This window comes from Rhodanobacter sp. FW102-FHT14D06 (assembly GCF_043950705.1).
Lineage (GTDB): Bacteria > Pseudomonadota > Gammaproteobacteria > Xanthomonadales > Rhodanobacteraceae > Rhodanobacter.
Genome location: NZ_CP170722.1, coordinates 3490381 through 3507673, shown reverse-complemented (window position 1 = coordinate 3507673; position 17293 = coordinate 3490381). Strand labels below are relative to the sequence as shown.

The window sequence follows — 17293 nt, the reverse complement described above, 5'->3', positions numbered from 1 at the left end:
AGCTAGGTCAGATCTCGCCTGCAATACTTTTGAACAGCAGCATGCGAGCGGCCAAAAGCACGGAAGTCAAAGGGGAAATTGCATGACCATGGATGTTCTATCGCCGAACCTCGATCTCCTTTCGCAAGAATACGTGCTGATTCAGGCATGGAAGAAGACCGCCTCGTACATCCGCTACCACAATTGGTACTCGGACACGTTGGAGTTGGACCGCGCCGCGGTCAACCTTCCGAATTTTCTGCGACAACTTAGAGAATCAGTTCAGCAGTATGCCCAGTGGGGAAATTTGCCATTGCGCATGGTACCTGCCCCGAAGAGCCAAGACTGGCACGTGGTAGACGGCAACTGGAGACCCGTAAAGGTAAGCGAGACAGAATCGAAGCTTCGACCACTCGCTCACGCTGACTTGAGGAGCCAAGTGGTAGCAACGGCGATCATGATGTGCCTCGCTGACCGCGTTGAAACCGCGCAAGGAGATCCGCGACGTCCACCAGAGCTCGAGGACGCAAAGTCCCGCGTGATCTCCTACGGTAACCGGTTGTTCTGTGATTCGGTCCCAGGAGGTTTGCGGCATAGGTGGGGCTCGTCAAAGCTCTATCGAGCCTACTATCAGGACTACCGTAGCTTCATTGCTAGACCCGAATTAATTGCCGACGCGATCCATCCTGGTGAAGGGAAGCGCGTGGTTATCGTTCACTCCGACCTGAAGCAATTCTACGATCGAGTCCGACCTGAGCTTCTCACTACCAAGTTAGCTGCGGTTGTTGGACCTGATCGCGATCCAAGATTCTTCGAACTCGCATCCCGCGTATTGGCATGGAGTTGGGATAAGCGGGACCATTTCGAAGTCGACAGCTATTCCCAGCAAGCTGCTATCGAAGGCTTTTCGTCGATTGCGTTGCCGCAGGGACTGGTGTCTGCGGGATTCTTCGCCAATTTGGTGCTACTCGACTTCGATCAGGCGTTACGCGCCTCTCTGTCGAGCGAAATAGCTCCCGGGATCTACGTTGAAGACGCTTCACGGTACGTGGATGACCTTCGTATCGTCCTCACTGTAGATAGCAATCACAGCTTGGACGATGTCAAAGGATTTATGTGCAGCTGGCTTCAGAAGCAGCTGGATGTGACGGCGGGAGGACTCAGGGTTTCTGAGGACAAGACACTCGCCGTCGCGCTCCGCAGTACCGAACGGCCGCTAGTTCGCCAGAGCCGAAAGATGGCACGAATCCAGGGAGCGATTTCCGGCGGATTCGATACCGTTGGGGGCGTGGAGATTCTCGACGCAGTACAAGGGCTGATCCGCTCCCAACAAAGGTACTCAGAGGCACGCGATGGCAACGCTGGTTGGGCGTTCGCGCCAGTCCCAGACGTCCGCGATGCGACTGTCGCGCGCTTTGCGGCGGGGCGCTACAGAGCTACATATCGGTCACTGCGCCCAATGTTGACGATGCGGGACGAGATCGCCGGCATTGAAACACCAGACGAGGATGCAGTTGAACTGGAACGCGCGTCCGATGTGCGATCACAGGAAGAGCTCGATGACGAGGCTCGGGCGTTTGCGCTTGGATTGATCGAAGGCTGGATCCAAGACCCCGCAAACGTGCGCCTTCTCCGGATAGGACTTGATCTCTGGCCAGCGGCGGATGTCCTCGAGGGAGTGTTGGACCTCTTAAGACCTTTCACGGCTAAAGACGGAATGCGTAAAGCACCACGTCGCGTTGCCTGGTATTGCCTCGCCGAACTATTCCGCGCGGGAGCTACTGAAACTGGGTTCGTCCAAGATACCGAATCGCTTCCAGCTGCCATTGATCTGCATGAGTACCGCCAAACGCTTTGCAAAGAGGCTGCTCGCCTTGTGGCGCTCACGGGCGCGAGCTTGCCCTGGTATCTGACGCAGCAGGCGCTACTTATTTTGGCGGTGCACAATCCAGAAATGGCACCCATCCAGCGAGCTGGGAAAAGCCAAGAAACCAAGCACTATCGAGAGCTTGTGCGATATTTGCGGAAAGATAGCAACAGCGCGAAAGGATCCGAATTTGCGACAATTGCGGTACTCGCTCGCCGTTCCTTCGCTCAACCATCCATAGCAACTGCTTTGGCCCTTCAAGAACTTGGAACACGTGGCCTTGCGCAGATTGCAGAACGGGATCCAGGGTTTGCGCTGGAATTGATTGAAGAAAATCCGAGCCTTGCCGAAACAGTTTCACCACGCCTACGCGACGATTTGTGTCTTCAGCGCCGACAGAACTTAGACGAAATCCCATCGCTTGCGGATCTTGTGTTGGGCCAAAGCCAAAACGGCTTGCTACGAAATGAGCTCACGCTCCTAAGCTTTGCAGCCGGGTTCTTGGCAACTTTGCGTCAAATTCCGGAAATCGAGGCGATCACGCCGGGCGACGTTCGCGTTGTCCTGTCGGATGACGGCCTTGTCGCCAGAGTCAAGATCGTATCGAGCCGCGTTGCGGCAGATGGTTCCATTTATTGCCCTCCAACATGGTGTCCAATCGACCAACGGTGGCGGTTTCAGCTCGGCTTTCTGCTCAGGTTCATTTTAACTGCGCGAGAGGATTTCACTCGCGTAGTTCAGGAGGCGCACTGGAAGGAACACGAATCGGTATACCGACCAGGAGTTGGTCACTGGTATCAGAGAGTCCATGGACTGTTCAATGGACACAGCGCATTTGGTGACGACTGGATGCCCCTGTCCGAGTGGACAGAGCATTTGTTGTCAGCCCTACTCCGCTGGCCAGGCAGTCGGGAACAGGATCATTTTTCCTTCGTACACATCGGGCCCGACGCAGTTGTGGCGCACATCCAACGACGCCTGAAAGACTTGCAGGAACTTCGCGGACCCAATACTGGGCTTTTAATGCTCCCCATCACAGCACCTTGGCCAGTCAAACCAGATACCAATAGGCCACTTCGCGCCTGTGTCATACAAACCATCATTCCATCCGATGATGATTTTCATTCGGACGACCTCACTTGTTCCAATCCGGCAGTTCGGAAACGTCACAGGCGCCACTTGTCGTCAGCACTTGCCGCAGTAGAGCGAATGCTGGATCTACGGGAAACCCATAAGGGAAGAGACGGACGTCTCGACTGGCTCATTCTTCCCGAACTCTCGGTGCATCCCGATGACGTTAAAACCCATCTCGTCCCGTTTGCCAGAGCGCACAAGACGATCATCTTGGCGGGGCTAACCTATCAGCAGTTGTTTGAAAACCAGCCGCTGGTCAACTCTGCCTTGTGGGTTATTCCAGTCTGGGATCCAGCCCATGGGCTGCAGGTACGGATTCGACGACAGGGCAAGCAACATTTGGCGCCGATGGAAGAGTCGCTCAATTCGACGGCGATAGAGATCCAGGGTTTTCGCCCTTGTCAGTGGCTAATCGGGTACGAATGGACCCGTGATGTCGCCAATCGCCCCTTATGGCTAACGGCATCGATCTGCTACGACGCCACGGACCTTGCACTCGCTACGGACCTTCGAGATCGGTCTGACGTATTTGCTATCCCAGCACTGAATCGAGATGTGGGCACGTTCGATCAGATGTCTTTGGCCCTGCATTACCACATGTTCCAGATGGTGATCGTTGCGAACAACGGTCTCTATGGGGGAAGCAATGCCTACGCCCCATACAAGGAGGCGTATAACCGCCAAGTCTTCCATTTGCATGGACAACCACAAGCGTCGATCGCGTTTCTGGAAATTGAGCCTATACAACTCTTCCAACAGCGGAAGGCTAAAGCTCCGATCCTGCCCCCGGCTGAAAAACCGGAGCAGACGCCTCCTAAGTGGAAATCGCGCCCCGCGGGATTGAAATGAGGGCATCGCTGCAGTCGCTTCTGCTGCAACCGCAAGATTCACCCAGCCTTGCGGTTGATTCCCACGACTTGTCCACCAACACGCAATCCGTCCAGATAGTCCGCCCACGCCTGCATCATTCGTTTGCGCTCATCCAGGTACTGTGCCGCGTGCGTGTAAGCCTCGCGAACCTTGTTGGATTCAGCGTGGGCCAGCTGACGCTCGATTGCGTCTGACTTCCAGCCCATCTCGTTGAGCCGCGTCGCCGCCATGCTCCGAAAACCGTGTCCGGTCATTTCCTCGCCGGTGTAGCCGAGCCGACGTAGCGCCGCATTGATCGTGTTCTCGCTCATGGGACGCGATGCTGTGCGCAGGCCCGGGAACACGTACCGACCATCGGCGGTGGAGGTATGCAGCTCGCGTAGGATCGCCACTGCTTGGGCGGCCAGCGGCACCAAGTGGGCGGCTTTCATCTTCATGCGTTCGCCAGGGATGCGCCACATCGCTTCGTCCAGGTCGAACTCGGCCCATTCAGCTTGGCGCAGCTCGCCGGGGCGCACGAACAGCAGCGGGGCCAGCTTCAAGGCGCACAGCGTCACATAATGGCCGGTAAACCCGTCGATCGCGCGCAACAGTTCGCCCACCTTGGCCGGATCGACGATGGCGGCATGGTGCTTCACCTTGGGCGACTTCAGCGCACCACGCAAACTGCTGGTCGGATCGTTGTCTGTGATCCCTTCAAGGATCCCATAGCGGAACACCTGCCCCGCCTTGACCTTGGCTCGCTTCGCAGTTTCCAGCATGCCGGTGGACTCGACCTTGCGCAGGGTGTCCAGCAGCTCGCGCGCGGTGATCTCGCCGAGCGGTCGGTTGCCTAGATCCGGGTACAGGAACGAATCCAGTATCCAGCGGGACTTCGCCGCGGTGATCTCGGCCACCTCCTGCCGAGCCATCCACTGCTCACCTACCATGCGGAAGGTCTGGACGGGTGCGCTAGCCTCCACCGTTGCCTGCTTGCTAGCTTGGCGCTCAGCACTAGGGTCGACCCCCTGCGCCAATTGGGCTCTGGCCGCATCGCGTTTCAGCCTGGCCTGAGCCAGTGACACGACGGGATACGTCCCCAAACTCAACATCTTGGCCTTACCGCCAAACCTGTACCGGTAGCGCCAGCGCAGCGCCCCGGAGGCTGGCACCTCAATCGCGAGCCCCGCACTGTCAGCGACCCGGTAGAGCGCGTCGCCAGTACGCAACGATCGCAGTTTGATTTCCGTCAGCACGTGAGTAACCCCTGTGTGAGTAGGCGGATGCCAGCTCAGTTACTCGCAAACTTACTCACGTCTGAGCCCGGATGCAATGATCCTTCACAGGACACTACCGAACAATCAGGCACAAAAAAACCCGCTAAGTTGCGGGTTTCATTGTGTTTCTAGGACGTTGAGGTACATCCTGAAACGTTGTATTGGTGCCCAAGGGGGGACTCGAACCCCCACGCCTTTCGGCGCTACCACCTCAAGGTAGTGCGTCTACCAGTTCCGCCACCTGGGCAGGTGTGTTGCTTCAGTGCTTTGTTGGCTCCGACGGCTTTGCCGGCGGCACGTCGCCCTGGCTCTGGGCCGGCGCTGCGTTCGTGGCGGCGGGCGTCGCTGCCGGAACGGCCTTGCCGGCGGCCGGCGTGGCCGCGGGTACTTCCGAACCGTTGGTTGCGGCCGGCGGTGTCGCCGCTGCGGGTGCAGGCTGTTCCGTCGAACCGGCCATCACGCCTAGGCCGCCGCCGGCGGGCTGTGGCGCGCCGTTGGCATGCAGGTAAATGCCCATGCCGAGGCTGAGCAGGAAGAACAGCCCGGCCAGCACGCCGGTGGCGCGGGTCAGGAAGGTCGACGAACCCCGCGCGCCGAACACCGTAGCCGACGCGCCGCCGCCGAAACCGGAACCGGCATCCGCGCCTGCACCGTTCTGCAGCAGGATCAGCACGATCATGGCCGCAGCGATCAGGATGTAAAACACGCTGAAAATGACGAACATAGGTTTGTATTCGAGCCTGTGTACTAGCTGCCCTGGGGCGCCTGGTGTGCGGCGGTGCAGATGGCCAGGAAGTCCGCAGCAGTCAATGAGGCACCGCCGATCAGGCCACCGTCCACGTCCGCCTGCGCGAACAACTCGGCGGCATTCGCCGCCTTGACGCTACCGCCGTAAAGCAGTCGGGTCAGACGGGAAAGTGTAGCATCTTCGGTTTCCAGTTGGCTACGAATGAACGCATGCACCTGCTGCGCCTGTTCCGGCGTGGCGGTACGGCCGGTGCCGATCGCCCAGACCGGCTCGTAGGCGATCACCGCGGTGTCGAAACTGGCGATGCCCGAGCTGCGCAGCACGGCCTGCAGCTGGGCGGCGATCACGCTTTCGGTGGCATCGGCTTCGCGCTGCTGCAGGGTTTCGCCCACGCACAGGATCGGCGTGAGGCCCGCCGCGCGTGCAGCGGCGAACTTGCGCGCCACCAGCTCGTTGTCCTCATGGTGGTACTGCCGGCGCTCCGAATGGCCCACCAGCACCCAGCGCGCGCCGACATCCGCCAGCATCGCGCCGGACACTTCGCCGGTGAACGCGCCCTGCCCTTCGTGCTCGCTCAGATCCTGCGCGCCAAAGCCGATGCCGCTGTCACGGTGCTGCGCGGCCAGTTCGGCCAGGTAGGGAAAAGGCGGGAACACGTTCACGTCGATCGACGCCGGCTTGGCGGCAGCAAGCTCGCCGACGAGCGCGGCGGCCATCGTGCGACTGCCGTGCATCTTCCAGTTGCCAGCGACCAGTTTCTTGCGCATGGTGTGCTTCCGTAGCCGTCAAAACGGCAAGCTTAGCCAGCGCCCGCGACATCGGCAAACCCGCCGGTCACGCGCGGCGGCACTCACAGGGAACACCGATGACACCTGCTCGCCCGCTCAGCCTGGTTACTGGCGCCTCTTCCGGCATCGGTGCGGCGTTCGCCCGCCAGCTTGCCGCACGGGGCCATGACCTGGTGGTCACCGCGCGCCGTACCGAGCGCCTGCAGGAGCTGGCGACGGAACTGCACGCGACGCACTCGACCACGGTCACGGTGCTGTCTTGCGACCTGGCCGAGCCGACGGCGGTGGTGGACCTCTGCCATGCCATCGAGCAACGCTCCCTGCGGGTGGACTGGCTGGTCAACAACGCCGGCTACGGCGTGCCCGGCAGGTTCGACGCCAATGACTGGCCGGTGCATGCCGATTTCCTGCGCGTGCTGCTCACCGCGCCCACCGAGCTGGCCTGGCGATTGCTCCCCGGCATGCGCCAGCGCGGCTACGGTCGCATCATCAACGTGGCCTCGCTGGCCGGGCATGTTCCGGCGCCGGCCGGCCACACCTTGTATGCGGCGAGCAAGGCTTACCTGATCAAGTTCTCGCAGGCGCTGGCACTGGAAAACAGCGCGTGCGGCGTCCATGTCAGCGCGCTGTGCCCGGGCTTCACCTGGTCGGAGTTCCACGACGTCACCGGCACGCGCGCAAAAATGGACAAGCTGCCCGGCTACATGTGGCTGACCGCCGACGCGGTCGTGCGCCAGGGCATTGCCGCGGTGGAGCGTGGCGAGGCGGTCTACATCCCGGGCCGGATCAACCGTTTCATCAAGACGGCGCTGCAGCTGATGCCGGACCGATTGGCACTGCGGCTGTCGGCACGGCAAGGCACGCGTTATCGCGACACGGAAACCCACTGACATGTCGCTGATGCCGACGCAGATGCGCCCGCTCCCCTATCGCAAACCACAACAAGGCCGCGATTACTGGGTGGTGGACGACGTCCTGCCGAATGCCGGTGACGTGCGCGAACGCTGCCTGGCCCGCGCCGACTGGGAACTCGGCTACCCGCACACGGGTGAAGTCTGGCCCGGCATGCGGGCCATGCCCGCCTTGCTCGATGGGGAACTGGCGGCACTGGATGCGCGAGTCTGCGCACTGACCGGTGCGGCAAGGGTCTGGGTCGAGCAGAGCGAAGCCGGCACCCGGCTCAACCACAATTGCGTGCAGGTCGTCGGCTCGGTCGAAGGCTCGGTGAAGCCGCACACCGATTCCTCGCACCTGTGTCGCTACGCCGCCGTGCTCTACCTCAACCCGGACGTGCCGGACCACTGCGGCACCAGTTTCTTCCGCCAACGCATGCCCGGCGGCCAGCTCGGGGGCAACATCGTGCTGGCGCCGCATCGCAACCTGGCCGAGGCCCTGGGCAATCGTTTCGTGCGCCCGGATGCGTTCGTCGAAGACGTGCGCGTGGCGCACCGCTGGAACCGGCTGCTGGTCTACAAGGCCAACCTGATCCACAGCGCCAGCGCGTACTGGGGACTGGAGATGGCGGCCAAGCGCATGACCGCCGTGTTCTTCTGGATGGCGTAATCCTCCGGAATCAGCTTGCCGCGGACCGCCTGCGTTCGTCGGCTATGATCCTGCGGCGCATGTCCGCGCGCTTGCACCACACAGGGGGAATTCTCATGGATCGACTGTTGAAAAGGACGGTACTCGTGCTTCTGGCCACGCTGGCGCTCGTTGCCTGTACCTCGGCGCCGCTGAAGCCCGCCGCACCGATCGCCGTGCCGGCCGGGGTCAGCCAGGCGCAGGTCAAGACCAGCATCATCAATGCTCTCGAAGGTCGCGGCTGGACCCTGGACAATCTTGCCGACGGCGACATCCTCAGCACGCTGCACATTCGCGAACATACCGCCACCATCCGCATCACCTACGACGCCGCGGCGGTGAACCTCACCTACCTGCGCAGCACCAACCTGAACTATCGCGAGAAGGGCGCTCAGCGCAGCATCCATCGCAACTACAACGGCTGGATCGACTACCTGGAACAGGACATCCGCCGCAACCTGCAGAACACCCACGCGCTGGAAAACCAGTAGCAACGGCATCGCGGGGCGCCCGACGGGGCGCCCCGCATCCCAGCCCTAGATCAGCTTGATCTCGCGCAGCCGCTGCAGCAGGTATTCGTGCGAGCTGATCGAGGTGTCGTAGCGACGCGGGTTGTCCGGCGTGATGCACGAATCGAGTGGATCGAGCATCACGTCCGGGTTCGGATGCAGGAAGAACGGCACCGAGTAGCGCGGCTTGCGCGCGTTCTCGTTCGGCGGGTTGACCACGCGATGAGTGGTCGACGGATACACGTGGTTGGAGAGGCGCTGCAGCATGTCGCCGATGTTCACCACGATCGCGTCGCCCTCGGTGGTGATCGGCAGCCACTCGCCCTCGCGGGTGAGCACTTCGAGCCCTTCGGCGCTGGCGCCGACCAGCAGGGTGATGAAGTTGATGTCCTCGTGCGCACCGGCGCGCACGTTCGGCACATTCTCGTCGGTGATCGGCGGGTAATGGATCGGCCGCAGGATCGAGTTGCCGACGTCGGTCTTGTCCTCGAAAAAGTTCTCCGGCTGCCTGATGTGCAGCGCCAGCGCGCGCAGCACGCGCGTGCCGAGCTGGTCGAGCGCCTCGTACAGGCCGTAACCGTAGCGCTTGAAGTCGGGCACCTCGGCCGGCCAGAGGTTCGGCGGCATCAGCTCGGCAAACTTCGAATCGCGCGGGATCTCGCGGCCGATATGCCAGAACTCCTTGAGGTCGGCGTACTGGCTGTCCTTGGCCGTCTCGACCTTGAAGGGCGTGTAGCCGCGCGCACCGCCGCTGCCCGGCACGTGGTACTTCATCTTGGTGTCGGTGGGCAGCGCGAAGAAACGCCGGAACACGTCGTAGGAGCCGTCGATCAGCTCGCGCGCGATGCCGTGGCCGCTGATGCAGCAGAAACCGAATTCGCGGTAGGCCGCACCGATTTCCGCGACGAAGGCGTCGCGGTCGCTGTCGTAACGGCGGATGTCGAGGGTGGGAACGTGCTTCATGGGTGAACGTCCATTGGAGGGTCGTGCGGTCGATTGATCCGCCACCGCAGGGGGCGGGGCACGTCGGGCCAATCCATGGCGACCCGGTACTACCTCAGGTTCACGAGCGTTCGGCGGCGGATTTTACCGTTCCGGCGAGGCGATCCGCCAGTTGCCGCACTTCGTCCGCGTCGGCGCCCTCGACCGTGACCCGTACCACCGGCTCGGTGCCCGAAGCGCGCAGCACCACCCGGCCGCGCCCCTGCAGGACGCGCTCGACCTCGCCCAATGCAGCGCGCACCGCGTCGCTCCGCAGCGACTCGCGCGCACCCTCGGCGCGCACGTTGAGCATGACCTGCGGAAACTTCTGCAGCCCCTGGCGCGCGCTGGCCAGGTCATGGCCGGCGTGCGTCAGTGCTTCCAGCACGGCCAGCGCTGCGATGATGCCGTCGCCGGTGCTGGCCCGGTCCAGGCAAAGGATGTGGCCGGAAGTTTCACCACCCAGCACACCCTGGTGCTGCTGCAGTTGCTGCATGACGTAGCGGTCGCCGACGTTGGCGCGGATGAATGGCACGCCGAGGTCATCCAGCGCCTGCTGCAACCCGAAATTGCTCATCAGGGTGCCGACCACCGGACCGGCCAGCAGGCCCTGCGCGCGCAGGTGCCGGGCGAGGATGAACAGGATGTCGTCGCCATCGGCGAGTTCGCCATGCCGATCGACCAGGATCACCCGATCGCCGTCGCCATCGAACGCCACGCCCAGGTCGGCCGCATGCGCCAGCACGGCCTGCTGCAACGCCTCCGGATGGGTCGAACCCACTCCATCGTTGATATTGAAGCCATCGGGCTTGTCGCCGATCGCCACCACCTCGGCGCCCAGTTCGGCAAACACTTTCGGCGCGACCTGGTAGGTGGCGCCGTGCGCGCAGTCGAGCACCAGCTTGATCCCGCGCAGGCTGAAATCCTCGGCCACCGTGGCCTTGCAGAACTCCGCGTAGCGGGCCACCGCATCGGCGACGCGCACGGCCTTGCCCAGGCGTTCGGAGGCGACCGTGGTGAACGCCGCCTCCAGTTCAGCCTCGATCGCCAGTTCCACCGCATCGGAGAGCTTCTCGCCGGCCGCGGAGAAGAACTTGATGCCGTTGTCGTGGTGCGGATTGTGCGAGGCACTGATCACGATGCCGGCCTGGGCACGCATGGAGCGCGTCAGGAACGCCACGGCCGGCGTAGGCATCGGACCGAGCAGGCCGACGTCGGCACCGGCCGCCACCAGCCCGGCCTCCAGCGCGGCCTCGAACATGTAGCCTGATACGCGCGTGTCCTTGCCGATCAGCACCGTGGGCCGCTCGCCGCCCTCGCGCCCGAGCACGGCGCCGACGGCGCGACCAAGCTGCAGCATGAAATCGGCGCTGATCGGCCACTGCCCGACCAGGCCGCGAATGCCGTCGGTGCCGAAATACTTGCGTTCTGTCATCGTGGTATTCCGAGAAAGAAAGGGATCGCGTCGAGTCGGGCGTTTCAATCGTCGTCGGGCCAGCGCGGCGCCGCCGGACGATCGTCCCGGCGCGGAACCGTGTCGGCTGCCTGCACCGCACTCCATACCGCCAGCGCATCGACCGTGGGCAACACATCATGCACACGCACGATGCGGGCACCACGCTGCACTGCGATCAGCGCCGCGGCCACCGAACCGGCCGCGCGATCGGCCGGCGTGGCGCGGCCGGTCAGGGTGCCGATCATGCGCTTGCGCGAGAGACCGGCGTACACCCCGCTGCCCAGGCTGGTGAAACGATCCAGTGCGCACAGCAACGCAATATTGTGTTCCAGCGTCTTGCCGAAGCCGAAACCGGGATCGACCACCACCTTGCGCCGGTCGATGCCAGCCAGCTCGCAGGCAAACAGGCGATCGGTGAGGAAACGATGCACCTCGGCGACGACGTCGTCGTAATGCGGGTCGTCCTGCATGCTGCGCGGCTCGCCCAGCATGTGCATCAGGCACACCGGCACGCCCAGCTCGGCTGCCGCCTCCAGCGCCCCGTCGCGGCGCAGCGCGTACACGTCGTTGATCATGCCCGCGCCCGCGGCCACCGCCGCGCGCATCACCTGCGGGCGCGAGGTGTCGATGGAGACCGGCACCGTCGTGCGCGCCGCCAGCTGCTCGATCACCGGCAGCACGCGGCGCAACTCCTCCTCGACGGAGACCTCGTCGGCGCCGGGACGGGTGGATTCGCCACCCACGTCGAGCATGTCCGCGCCCTCCTCGACCATGCGCACGCCGTGCGCCACCGCGTCGTCCACGCTGGCGTGGATGCCGCCGTCGGAAAACGAATCAGGCGTGAGGTTGAGGATGCCGACCACGCGCGGGCGATCCAGCGACAAGGCGCGACCGGCGCAGTCCAGTACCGGTGCAAACCATTCGTTCGTCATGCTGATGTCTCCGCGCCGTGCCCTGCTGCCCGCGGGCTCATCCGCCCGTGCCGCCCAGCTCGCCCATGTAGCGCCGGTAATGGCGCAGCTCGGCGATGGAATCGCGGATGTCGGACAACGCCGTGTGCGCCGATTCCTTGCCCACGCTCTTGGCGATTTCCGGCGCCCAGCGACGCGCCAGTTCCTTCAACGTGGACACGTCGAGGTTGCGATAGTGGAAATAGCGCTCCAGCCGCGGCATCTGCCGGTGCATGAAGCGCCGGTCCTGGCAGATCGAGTTGCCGCACATCGGCGACTTGCCTGGCGGCACCCAGGCGCGCAGGAACTCCACGGTGGCCTGCTCGGCCATCGCGTGGTCGGTCTGCGAGTTCAGCACCTGGCGCCACAGGCCGGATTTGTGATGCTGGTTGATGTTCCAGCTGTCCATGGATTCCAGCCGGTCGATTTCATGGCGTATCGCGAACACCGGGCCGTCGGCCAGCACGTTGAGGTTCTTGTCGGTAACCACCGTGGCGATCTCGAGAATCGAATCGTTGTCGGTGTCGAGGCCGGTCATCTCCAGATCGATCCAGATCAGGTTTTCTTCGTTGGCTTGGCTCATGGAATCTCCTTGTGCGACCCAGTTTATCAGCCTTGCCCGTGACGGATGCCTGCATGCGATCATCGCCGGATGCAGACCTTCTTCTGGCACGACTACGAGACCTCGGGCGCCGATCCACGCCGCGACCGCCCACTGCAGTTCGCCGGCATCCGCACCACGTTGGAGCTGGAAATCGTCGGCGAACCCGTGATGTTCTACGGCAAGCCCCCGCTGGAGATGCCGCCCCATCCGGACGCCTGCCTGATCACCGGCATCACGCCGCAGCAGGCCGAGCGCGAGGGCGTCGGCGAGGCCGACTTCGCCGCCCGCGTGCATGAACAGCTGGCCGCACCGGGCACCTGCGGAGTCGGCTACAACTCGCTGCGTTTCGACGACGAATTCACCCGGCAGATGCTCTACCGCAACTTCCACGACCCGTACGGCCGCGAATGGGAGAACGGCAATTCGCGCTGGGACCTGATCGACCTGGTGCGCATGTGCCAGGCGCTGCGCCCCGAGGGCATTGTCTGGCCGACCCGCGAGGATGGCTCGCCGAGTTTCAAGCTGGAGCACCTGGCCAGCGCGAACCGGCTAAGCCAGGAGCGGGCGCATGATGCCTTGTCCGACGTCCGTGCGCTGATCGACCTGGCCCGGCTGATCCGTGTGCGCCAACCGCGACTGTGGGACTGGTACTACGCGTTGCGCCGCAAGCAGAAGGTGTTCGACCTGCTCGACGTGGTGAACATGACGCCGCTGGTGCACGTCTCCTCGCGCTACCCGGCCAGTCGCCACTGCCTTGCAGTGATCGCGCCGCTGGCCGCGCATCCGGGCCGCGCCGGCGAAGTGATCGTGTACGACCTGGCCACCGATCCGGCCGAATGGCTGGCGCTGGACGAAGACGAGATCGCCGACCGCATCTTCACGCCGCGTGCCGATCTCCCCGAAGGCATCGAACGCATCCCGCTGCGCACGGTGCGGGCAAACCACGCACCGGCGCTGGCGCCGCTGTCGGTGCTGCAAGGCGTGGACCAGCAGCGCCTGCAACTCGACCTGGAGCGCTGCCTCGCGCATCGCGACACCTTGCGCGCGGTCGACGGGCTGGCCGAAAAGCTGCGTCGCGTGTTCCAGCGCGCCGCGGAGTTTCCTCCGCCGGACGATCCGGAGCTGGCGCTCTACAACGGCTTCCTGCCCGATGCCGACAAGCGCCTGATGGCCCAGGTACGTGCCACGCCACCGGCAGAACTGGGCACGCGCGCGTTTCCATTCCGCGACCCGCGCTATCCGGAGCTGCTGTTCCGCTACCGCGCGCGCAACTGGCCCGAGACGCTGGACGCGGAGGAACACGTGCGCTGGGGTGCATTCCGCCAGGCACGGCTGACTCGCCACACGCCGCTGACCGGACTCACGCTCGATGACTACTTCGCCCGCCTCGGCGAGCTGCGCCACGATCCGGCCGCGCAGGACAAGCTGCCCCTGCTCGACCAGTTGCAGGCCTGGGGCGAGCAACTCGCCCACAGCATCGACGGAACGTAGGGCGGGCGCTGCCCGCCACCGCGACACGCCCAAAGCCCGGCGCAATGCCCGCCCCACCCTCGACGAACCACCATGCCCAAGAGCTATTTCACCCCCGCCACCTTCCGCTTCCTGCGCGCTCTGGAACGCAACAACCATCGCGACTGGTTCCACGCGCACAAGAACGACTACGAGCGCCACGTGCGCGAGCCGTTCCTCGTCCTGATCGCCGACCTGCAGGCGCCGCTGGCGGAGATCAGCCCGCACTACCGCGCCGACCCGCGCAAGAACGGCGGTTCGCTGTACCGCATCTACCGCGACACGCGCTACTCCAACAACAAGCTGCCGTACAAATCCTGGCAGGGCTCGCGTTTCACCCATGAGCGACGCCACGAGATCCAGGCGCCCGGTTTCTACCTCCACATCGAACCCGGCGACTGTTTCGCCGGTGGCGGCATGTGGCATCCGGAACCGGACGCACTGAAGCACATCCGCGAATTCCTGGTCGACAATCCGGAAGCATGGAAGCGCGCCACGCGAAGCAAGACCTTCCGGGAGCACCTGCAGCTCGCCGGTGAATCGCTGATCCGCCCGCCGCGCGGCTACGACCCCGCGCATGAGCTGATCGAGGATCTCAAGCGCAAGGATTTCATCGCCAGCACCGGCTTCAGCGACGCGCTGGCCTGCTCTGACGAACTGCTGCCGTGGACGGTCGCCACCTTCAAGCGCGTCGCGCCGCTGGTCGACTATCTGTGCGCCGCGCAGGAGCTGGAGTTCTGATCGCCCACGGCAGGAGCCCGCTCGCGGGCGATGCTCTTGTCTTCGTGCGCGCAGGGAAAAGCATCGCCCGCAAGCGGGCTCCTACGCATGCCGGCGACGAAGTTGCGTGTACGCCACGCCCATCCCGATCACCGCGGCGAACGCCACGTAATGCGCCGGCGCCAGCACGCCGAATTGCTTCACCAGCAGGCCGATCAGCGGCGGCGTGATGCCGCCGAACACTGCGTAGGCGATGTTGTACGAGAACGACAATCCGGAGAAGCGCACCGCGGGCGGGAACGCCACCACCATCAGCGCCGGGACCACGCCGACCACGCCGACGGCCAGCCCGGCGAGCGCGTACAGCACGAGGAAATGCGCCGCCCCGGAGCGCAGATCCAGATACAGCGCGTAGCTGCACACCACCAGGCCGGCCGCGCCGAACAGCAGCGCGCGCGCAAACCCGATTCGATCCGCCAGGGCGCCATAACCCAGACAGCCCAACGCCAGCGCGACGGAGGCCACGGTGTTGCCGAGGAACGCCCGCGCCGGCGCCACATGGAACACCGACTGCACCAGCGACGGCGTCATCAGGACGATCACCAGGATCGCCGCGGTGAGCATCCAGGTCACCAGCATCGACAGCAGCACACTGGGAAAATGCTGCTCGAATACTTGCCGCAGCGGCAGGCCGCTGGCCAGCTCTCGCCGGGCGTGCATCGCCTCGAATACCGGCGTCTCGCTGAGCCAGCGCCGCAGCCACACCGCAAAGAAACCGAACACGCCGCCGGCCAGGAACGGCACGCGCCAGCCCCAATCGAGCACAGTCGCCGGGCTCATCCGGCTGTTGATCGCCGCCGCCGCCAGCGAGCCGATCACGATGCCCACGGTCAGCCCCGAAGTGAGGCTGGCGCAGGCAAATCCCACCCGTCGCGCCGGCACGTGCTCGGCCACGAAAACCCACGCGCCGGGTACTTCGCCTCCCACCGCGATGCCCTGCACCACCCGCAGCGACAGCAAGGCCAGCGGCGCCAGCATGCCGACCTGCGCATATACCGGCAGCAGGCCGATACCCAGCGTGGGCACCGCCATCAGGAACACGCTGAGCGTGAACATCCGCTTGCGACCCAGCTTGTCGCCATAGTGGGCCATCACGATGCCGCCCAGCGGCCGCGCGAGGTAGCCCGCCGCGAAGATGCCGAACACCTGCAGCTGCGCCAGCCACGGCGCGGTGTCGTGCGGGAAGAACAGCTGGCTCAGCGGGATCGCGAAAAACACGAACACCACGAAGTCGTAGAACTCCAGCGCGCCGCCCAGGGCCGCCAGGATCAGTGTGCGGATGTCGCGGCGACCGAGCACCCGGTCATCCCCGATGTCGCCATGCAACACGAGACCCTGCTCGAACATCGTCGGTTTCCTGAAGGCCGCCATGGCCGCCGCGGCAACATACCCCAAAAACCGGCCCGCCCGATCGGCCTGGCGCCCGGAGCTTCTGCCGCTTTCCGATTAGTATTCGGCGGGACTGGCCGAGGGGGCCCGGGCCCAGTCGCGGTAATTGCCTGCTTCATGGAGTGACTCGTCTCTTTCACATGCTGCAAGGAGAGTTTCGATGAACATGAGCAAACGTTGCGCCGCCGAATTCTTCGGCACGTTCTGGCTGGTTCTGGGTGGATGCGGCAGCGCCGTGCTGGCAGCCGGATTTCCGGAACTCGGCATCGGTTTCGCCGGCGTCGCACTGGCTTTCGGCCTGACCCTGCTGACCATGTGCTACGCCATCGGCCACATTTCCGGGTGCCACATCAACCCGGCGGTGACCTGTGGCCTGGCCGCCGGCGGCCGGTTCCCGGCGAAGGATGTGCTGCCCTACATCGTCGCGCAGGTCCTCGGCGGCCTCGTGGCCGGCCTGGTGCTGTACACGATTGCCTCGGGCAAGCCCGGCTTCGACGCCGCCGCCAGCGGCTTCGCCTCCAACGGCTACGGCGCGCACTCGCCGGGCGGCTATTCGATGGGGGCGGCGGCGTTGTGCGAGATCGTGATGACCGGCTTCTTCATCTTCATCATCATGGGCGCGACGCATCGGAGTGCGCCGGCGGGTTTCGCCGGCATCGCGATTGGCCTGGCGCTGACCCTGATCCACCTGATCAGCATCCCGGTCACCAATACCTCGGTGAATCCGGCGCGCTCGACCGGCGTGGCGGTGTTCCAGGGCGACTGGGCCTTGCACCAGCTGTGGTTCTTCTGGGTGATGCCGATCCTTGGCGGCATCATCGGCGGCCTGGTCTACCGCTACCTGTGGAGCGACCGGCCGCAGCAACCGGCGATCAGGGGCGACTCCGCCTGA

The 17293-nt window shown here is 64.1% G+C and carries 15 protein-coding genes and 1 tRNA gene; 7 read left to right on the top strand and 9 right to left on the bottom strand.

Features of this window, described 5'->3' with window-relative positions; genetic code table 11:
- The first annotated feature begins 82 nt into the window (after positions 1–82).
- Positions 83–3829, top strand: coding sequence for a hypothetical protein (locus ACFCQI_RS15830; protein ID WP_395118297.1), 3747 nt, complete (start codon positions 83–85; stop codon positions 3827–3829).
- Positions 3830–3867: 38 nt separating this feature from the next.
- On the opposite strand, the gene ACFCQI_RS15825 is transcribed toward ACFCQI_RS15830, so the two are convergent.
- The 4 genes from ACFCQI_RS15825 to tpiA form a co-directional block, all read right to left on the bottom strand.
- A complete protein-coding gene (locus ACFCQI_RS15825; protein ID WP_395118295.1) occupies positions 3868–5085 on the bottom strand; it encodes a tyrosine-type recombinase/integrase in 1218 nt (405 codons plus the stop codon).
- A 183-nt stretch (positions 5086–5268) separates the two neighbouring features.
- Positions 5269–5353, bottom strand: a tRNA-Leu gene (locus ACFCQI_RS15820).
- Between the two features lie 12 nt (positions 5354–5365).
- Entirely contained in the window at positions 5366–5830 is a 465-nt protein-coding gene (gene secG, locus ACFCQI_RS15815) for a preprotein translocase subunit SecG (protein WP_395118293.1), read from the bottom strand.
- Positions 5831–5853: 23 nt separating this feature from the next.
- Positions 5854–6621 carry a triose-phosphate isomerase gene (tpiA, locus tag ACFCQI_RS15810; protein WP_395118291.1) on the bottom strand — a complete coding sequence of 256 codons (768 nt, stop codon included), beginning with the start codon at positions 6619–6621 and terminating at the stop codon, positions 5854–5856.
- 98 nt (positions 6622–6719) lie between these two features.
- Here tpiA and ACFCQI_RS15805 point away from each other — a divergent pair, with 98 nt between their 5' ends.
- The 3 genes from ACFCQI_RS15805 (at position 6720) to ACFCQI_RS15795 (ending at position 8714) form a co-directional block, all read left to right on the top strand.
- Entirely contained in the window at positions 6720–7532 is an 813-nt protein-coding gene (locus ACFCQI_RS15805) for an SDR family NAD(P)-dependent oxidoreductase (protein ID WP_395118289.1), read from the top strand.
- A 1-nt stretch (position 7533) separates the two neighbouring features.
- On the top strand, positions 7534–8205 hold the full coding sequence (locus ACFCQI_RS15800) for a DUF6445 family protein (protein WP_395118287.1): 672 nt from the start codon (positions 7534–7536) through the stop codon (positions 8203–8205).
- A gap of 95 nt (positions 8206–8300) precedes the next feature.
- Positions 8301–8714: a hypothetical protein gene (locus ACFCQI_RS15795; RefSeq protein ID WP_395118285.1), complete on the top strand. Its 414-nt coding sequence runs from the start codon at positions 8301–8303 to the stop codon at positions 8712–8714.
- 45 nt (positions 8715–8759) lie between these two features.
- On the opposite strand, the gene ACFCQI_RS15790 is transcribed toward ACFCQI_RS15795, so the two are convergent.
- The 4 genes from ACFCQI_RS15790 to orn all read right to left on the bottom strand — a co-directional run bounded on the left by ACFCQI_RS15790 (position 8760) and on the right by orn (position 12702).
- Positions 8760–9695 (bottom strand): isopenicillin N synthase family dioxygenase, encoded by a 936-nt coding sequence (locus ACFCQI_RS15790; RefSeq protein WP_395118284.1) that lies wholly within the window; start codon positions 9693–9695, stop codon positions 8760–8762.
- A 100-nt stretch (positions 9696–9795) separates the two neighbouring features.
- On the bottom strand, positions 9796–11148 hold the full coding sequence (glmM, locus tag ACFCQI_RS15785) for a phosphoglucosamine mutase (RefSeq protein ID WP_395118282.1): 1353 nt from the start codon (positions 11146–11148) through the stop codon (positions 9796–9798).
- Positions 11149–11192: 44 nt separating this feature from the next.
- Positions 11193–12101 carry a dihydropteroate synthase gene (gene folP / locus ACFCQI_RS15780; RefSeq protein WP_395118280.1) on the bottom strand — a complete coding sequence of 303 codons (909 nt, stop codon included), beginning with the start codon at positions 12099–12101 and terminating at the stop codon, positions 11193–11195.
- A gap of 37 nt (positions 12102–12138) precedes the next feature.
- Positions 12139–12702, bottom strand: a complete 564-nt coding sequence (gene orn, locus ACFCQI_RS15775) for an oligoribonuclease (protein WP_395118278.1) — start codon at positions 12700–12702, stop codon at positions 12139–12141.
- A 69-nt stretch (positions 12703–12771) separates the two neighbouring features.
- Between orn and sbcB the strand changes: the two genes are divergently transcribed.
- Together sbcB and ACFCQI_RS15765 are read left to right on the top strand one after the other, a co-directional pair.
- Positions 12772–14214 carry an exodeoxyribonuclease I gene (gene sbcB / locus ACFCQI_RS15770; protein ID WP_395118276.1) on the top strand — a complete coding sequence of 481 codons (1443 nt, stop codon included), beginning with the start codon at positions 12772–12774 and terminating at the stop codon, positions 14212–14214.
- Positions 14215–14286: 72 nt separating this feature from the next.
- A complete protein-coding gene (locus ACFCQI_RS15765) occupies positions 14287–14973 on the top strand; it encodes a DUF2461 domain-containing protein (RefSeq protein WP_395118274.1) in 687 nt (228 codons plus the stop codon).
- Between the two features lie 81 nt (positions 14974–15054).
- On the opposite strand, the gene ACFCQI_RS15760 is transcribed toward ACFCQI_RS15765, so the two are convergent.
- Entirely contained in the window at positions 15055–16359 is a 1305-nt protein-coding gene (locus tag ACFCQI_RS15760; protein ID WP_395118272.1) for an MFS transporter, read from the bottom strand.
- Between the two features lie 202 nt (positions 16360–16561).
- On the opposite strand from ACFCQI_RS15760, the gene aqpZ reads away from it, so the two are divergent.
- Complete coding sequence (gene aqpZ, locus ACFCQI_RS15755) at positions 16562–17293, top strand: aquaporin Z (protein WP_395118270.1); 732 nt, start codon at positions 16562–16564, stop codon at positions 17291–17293.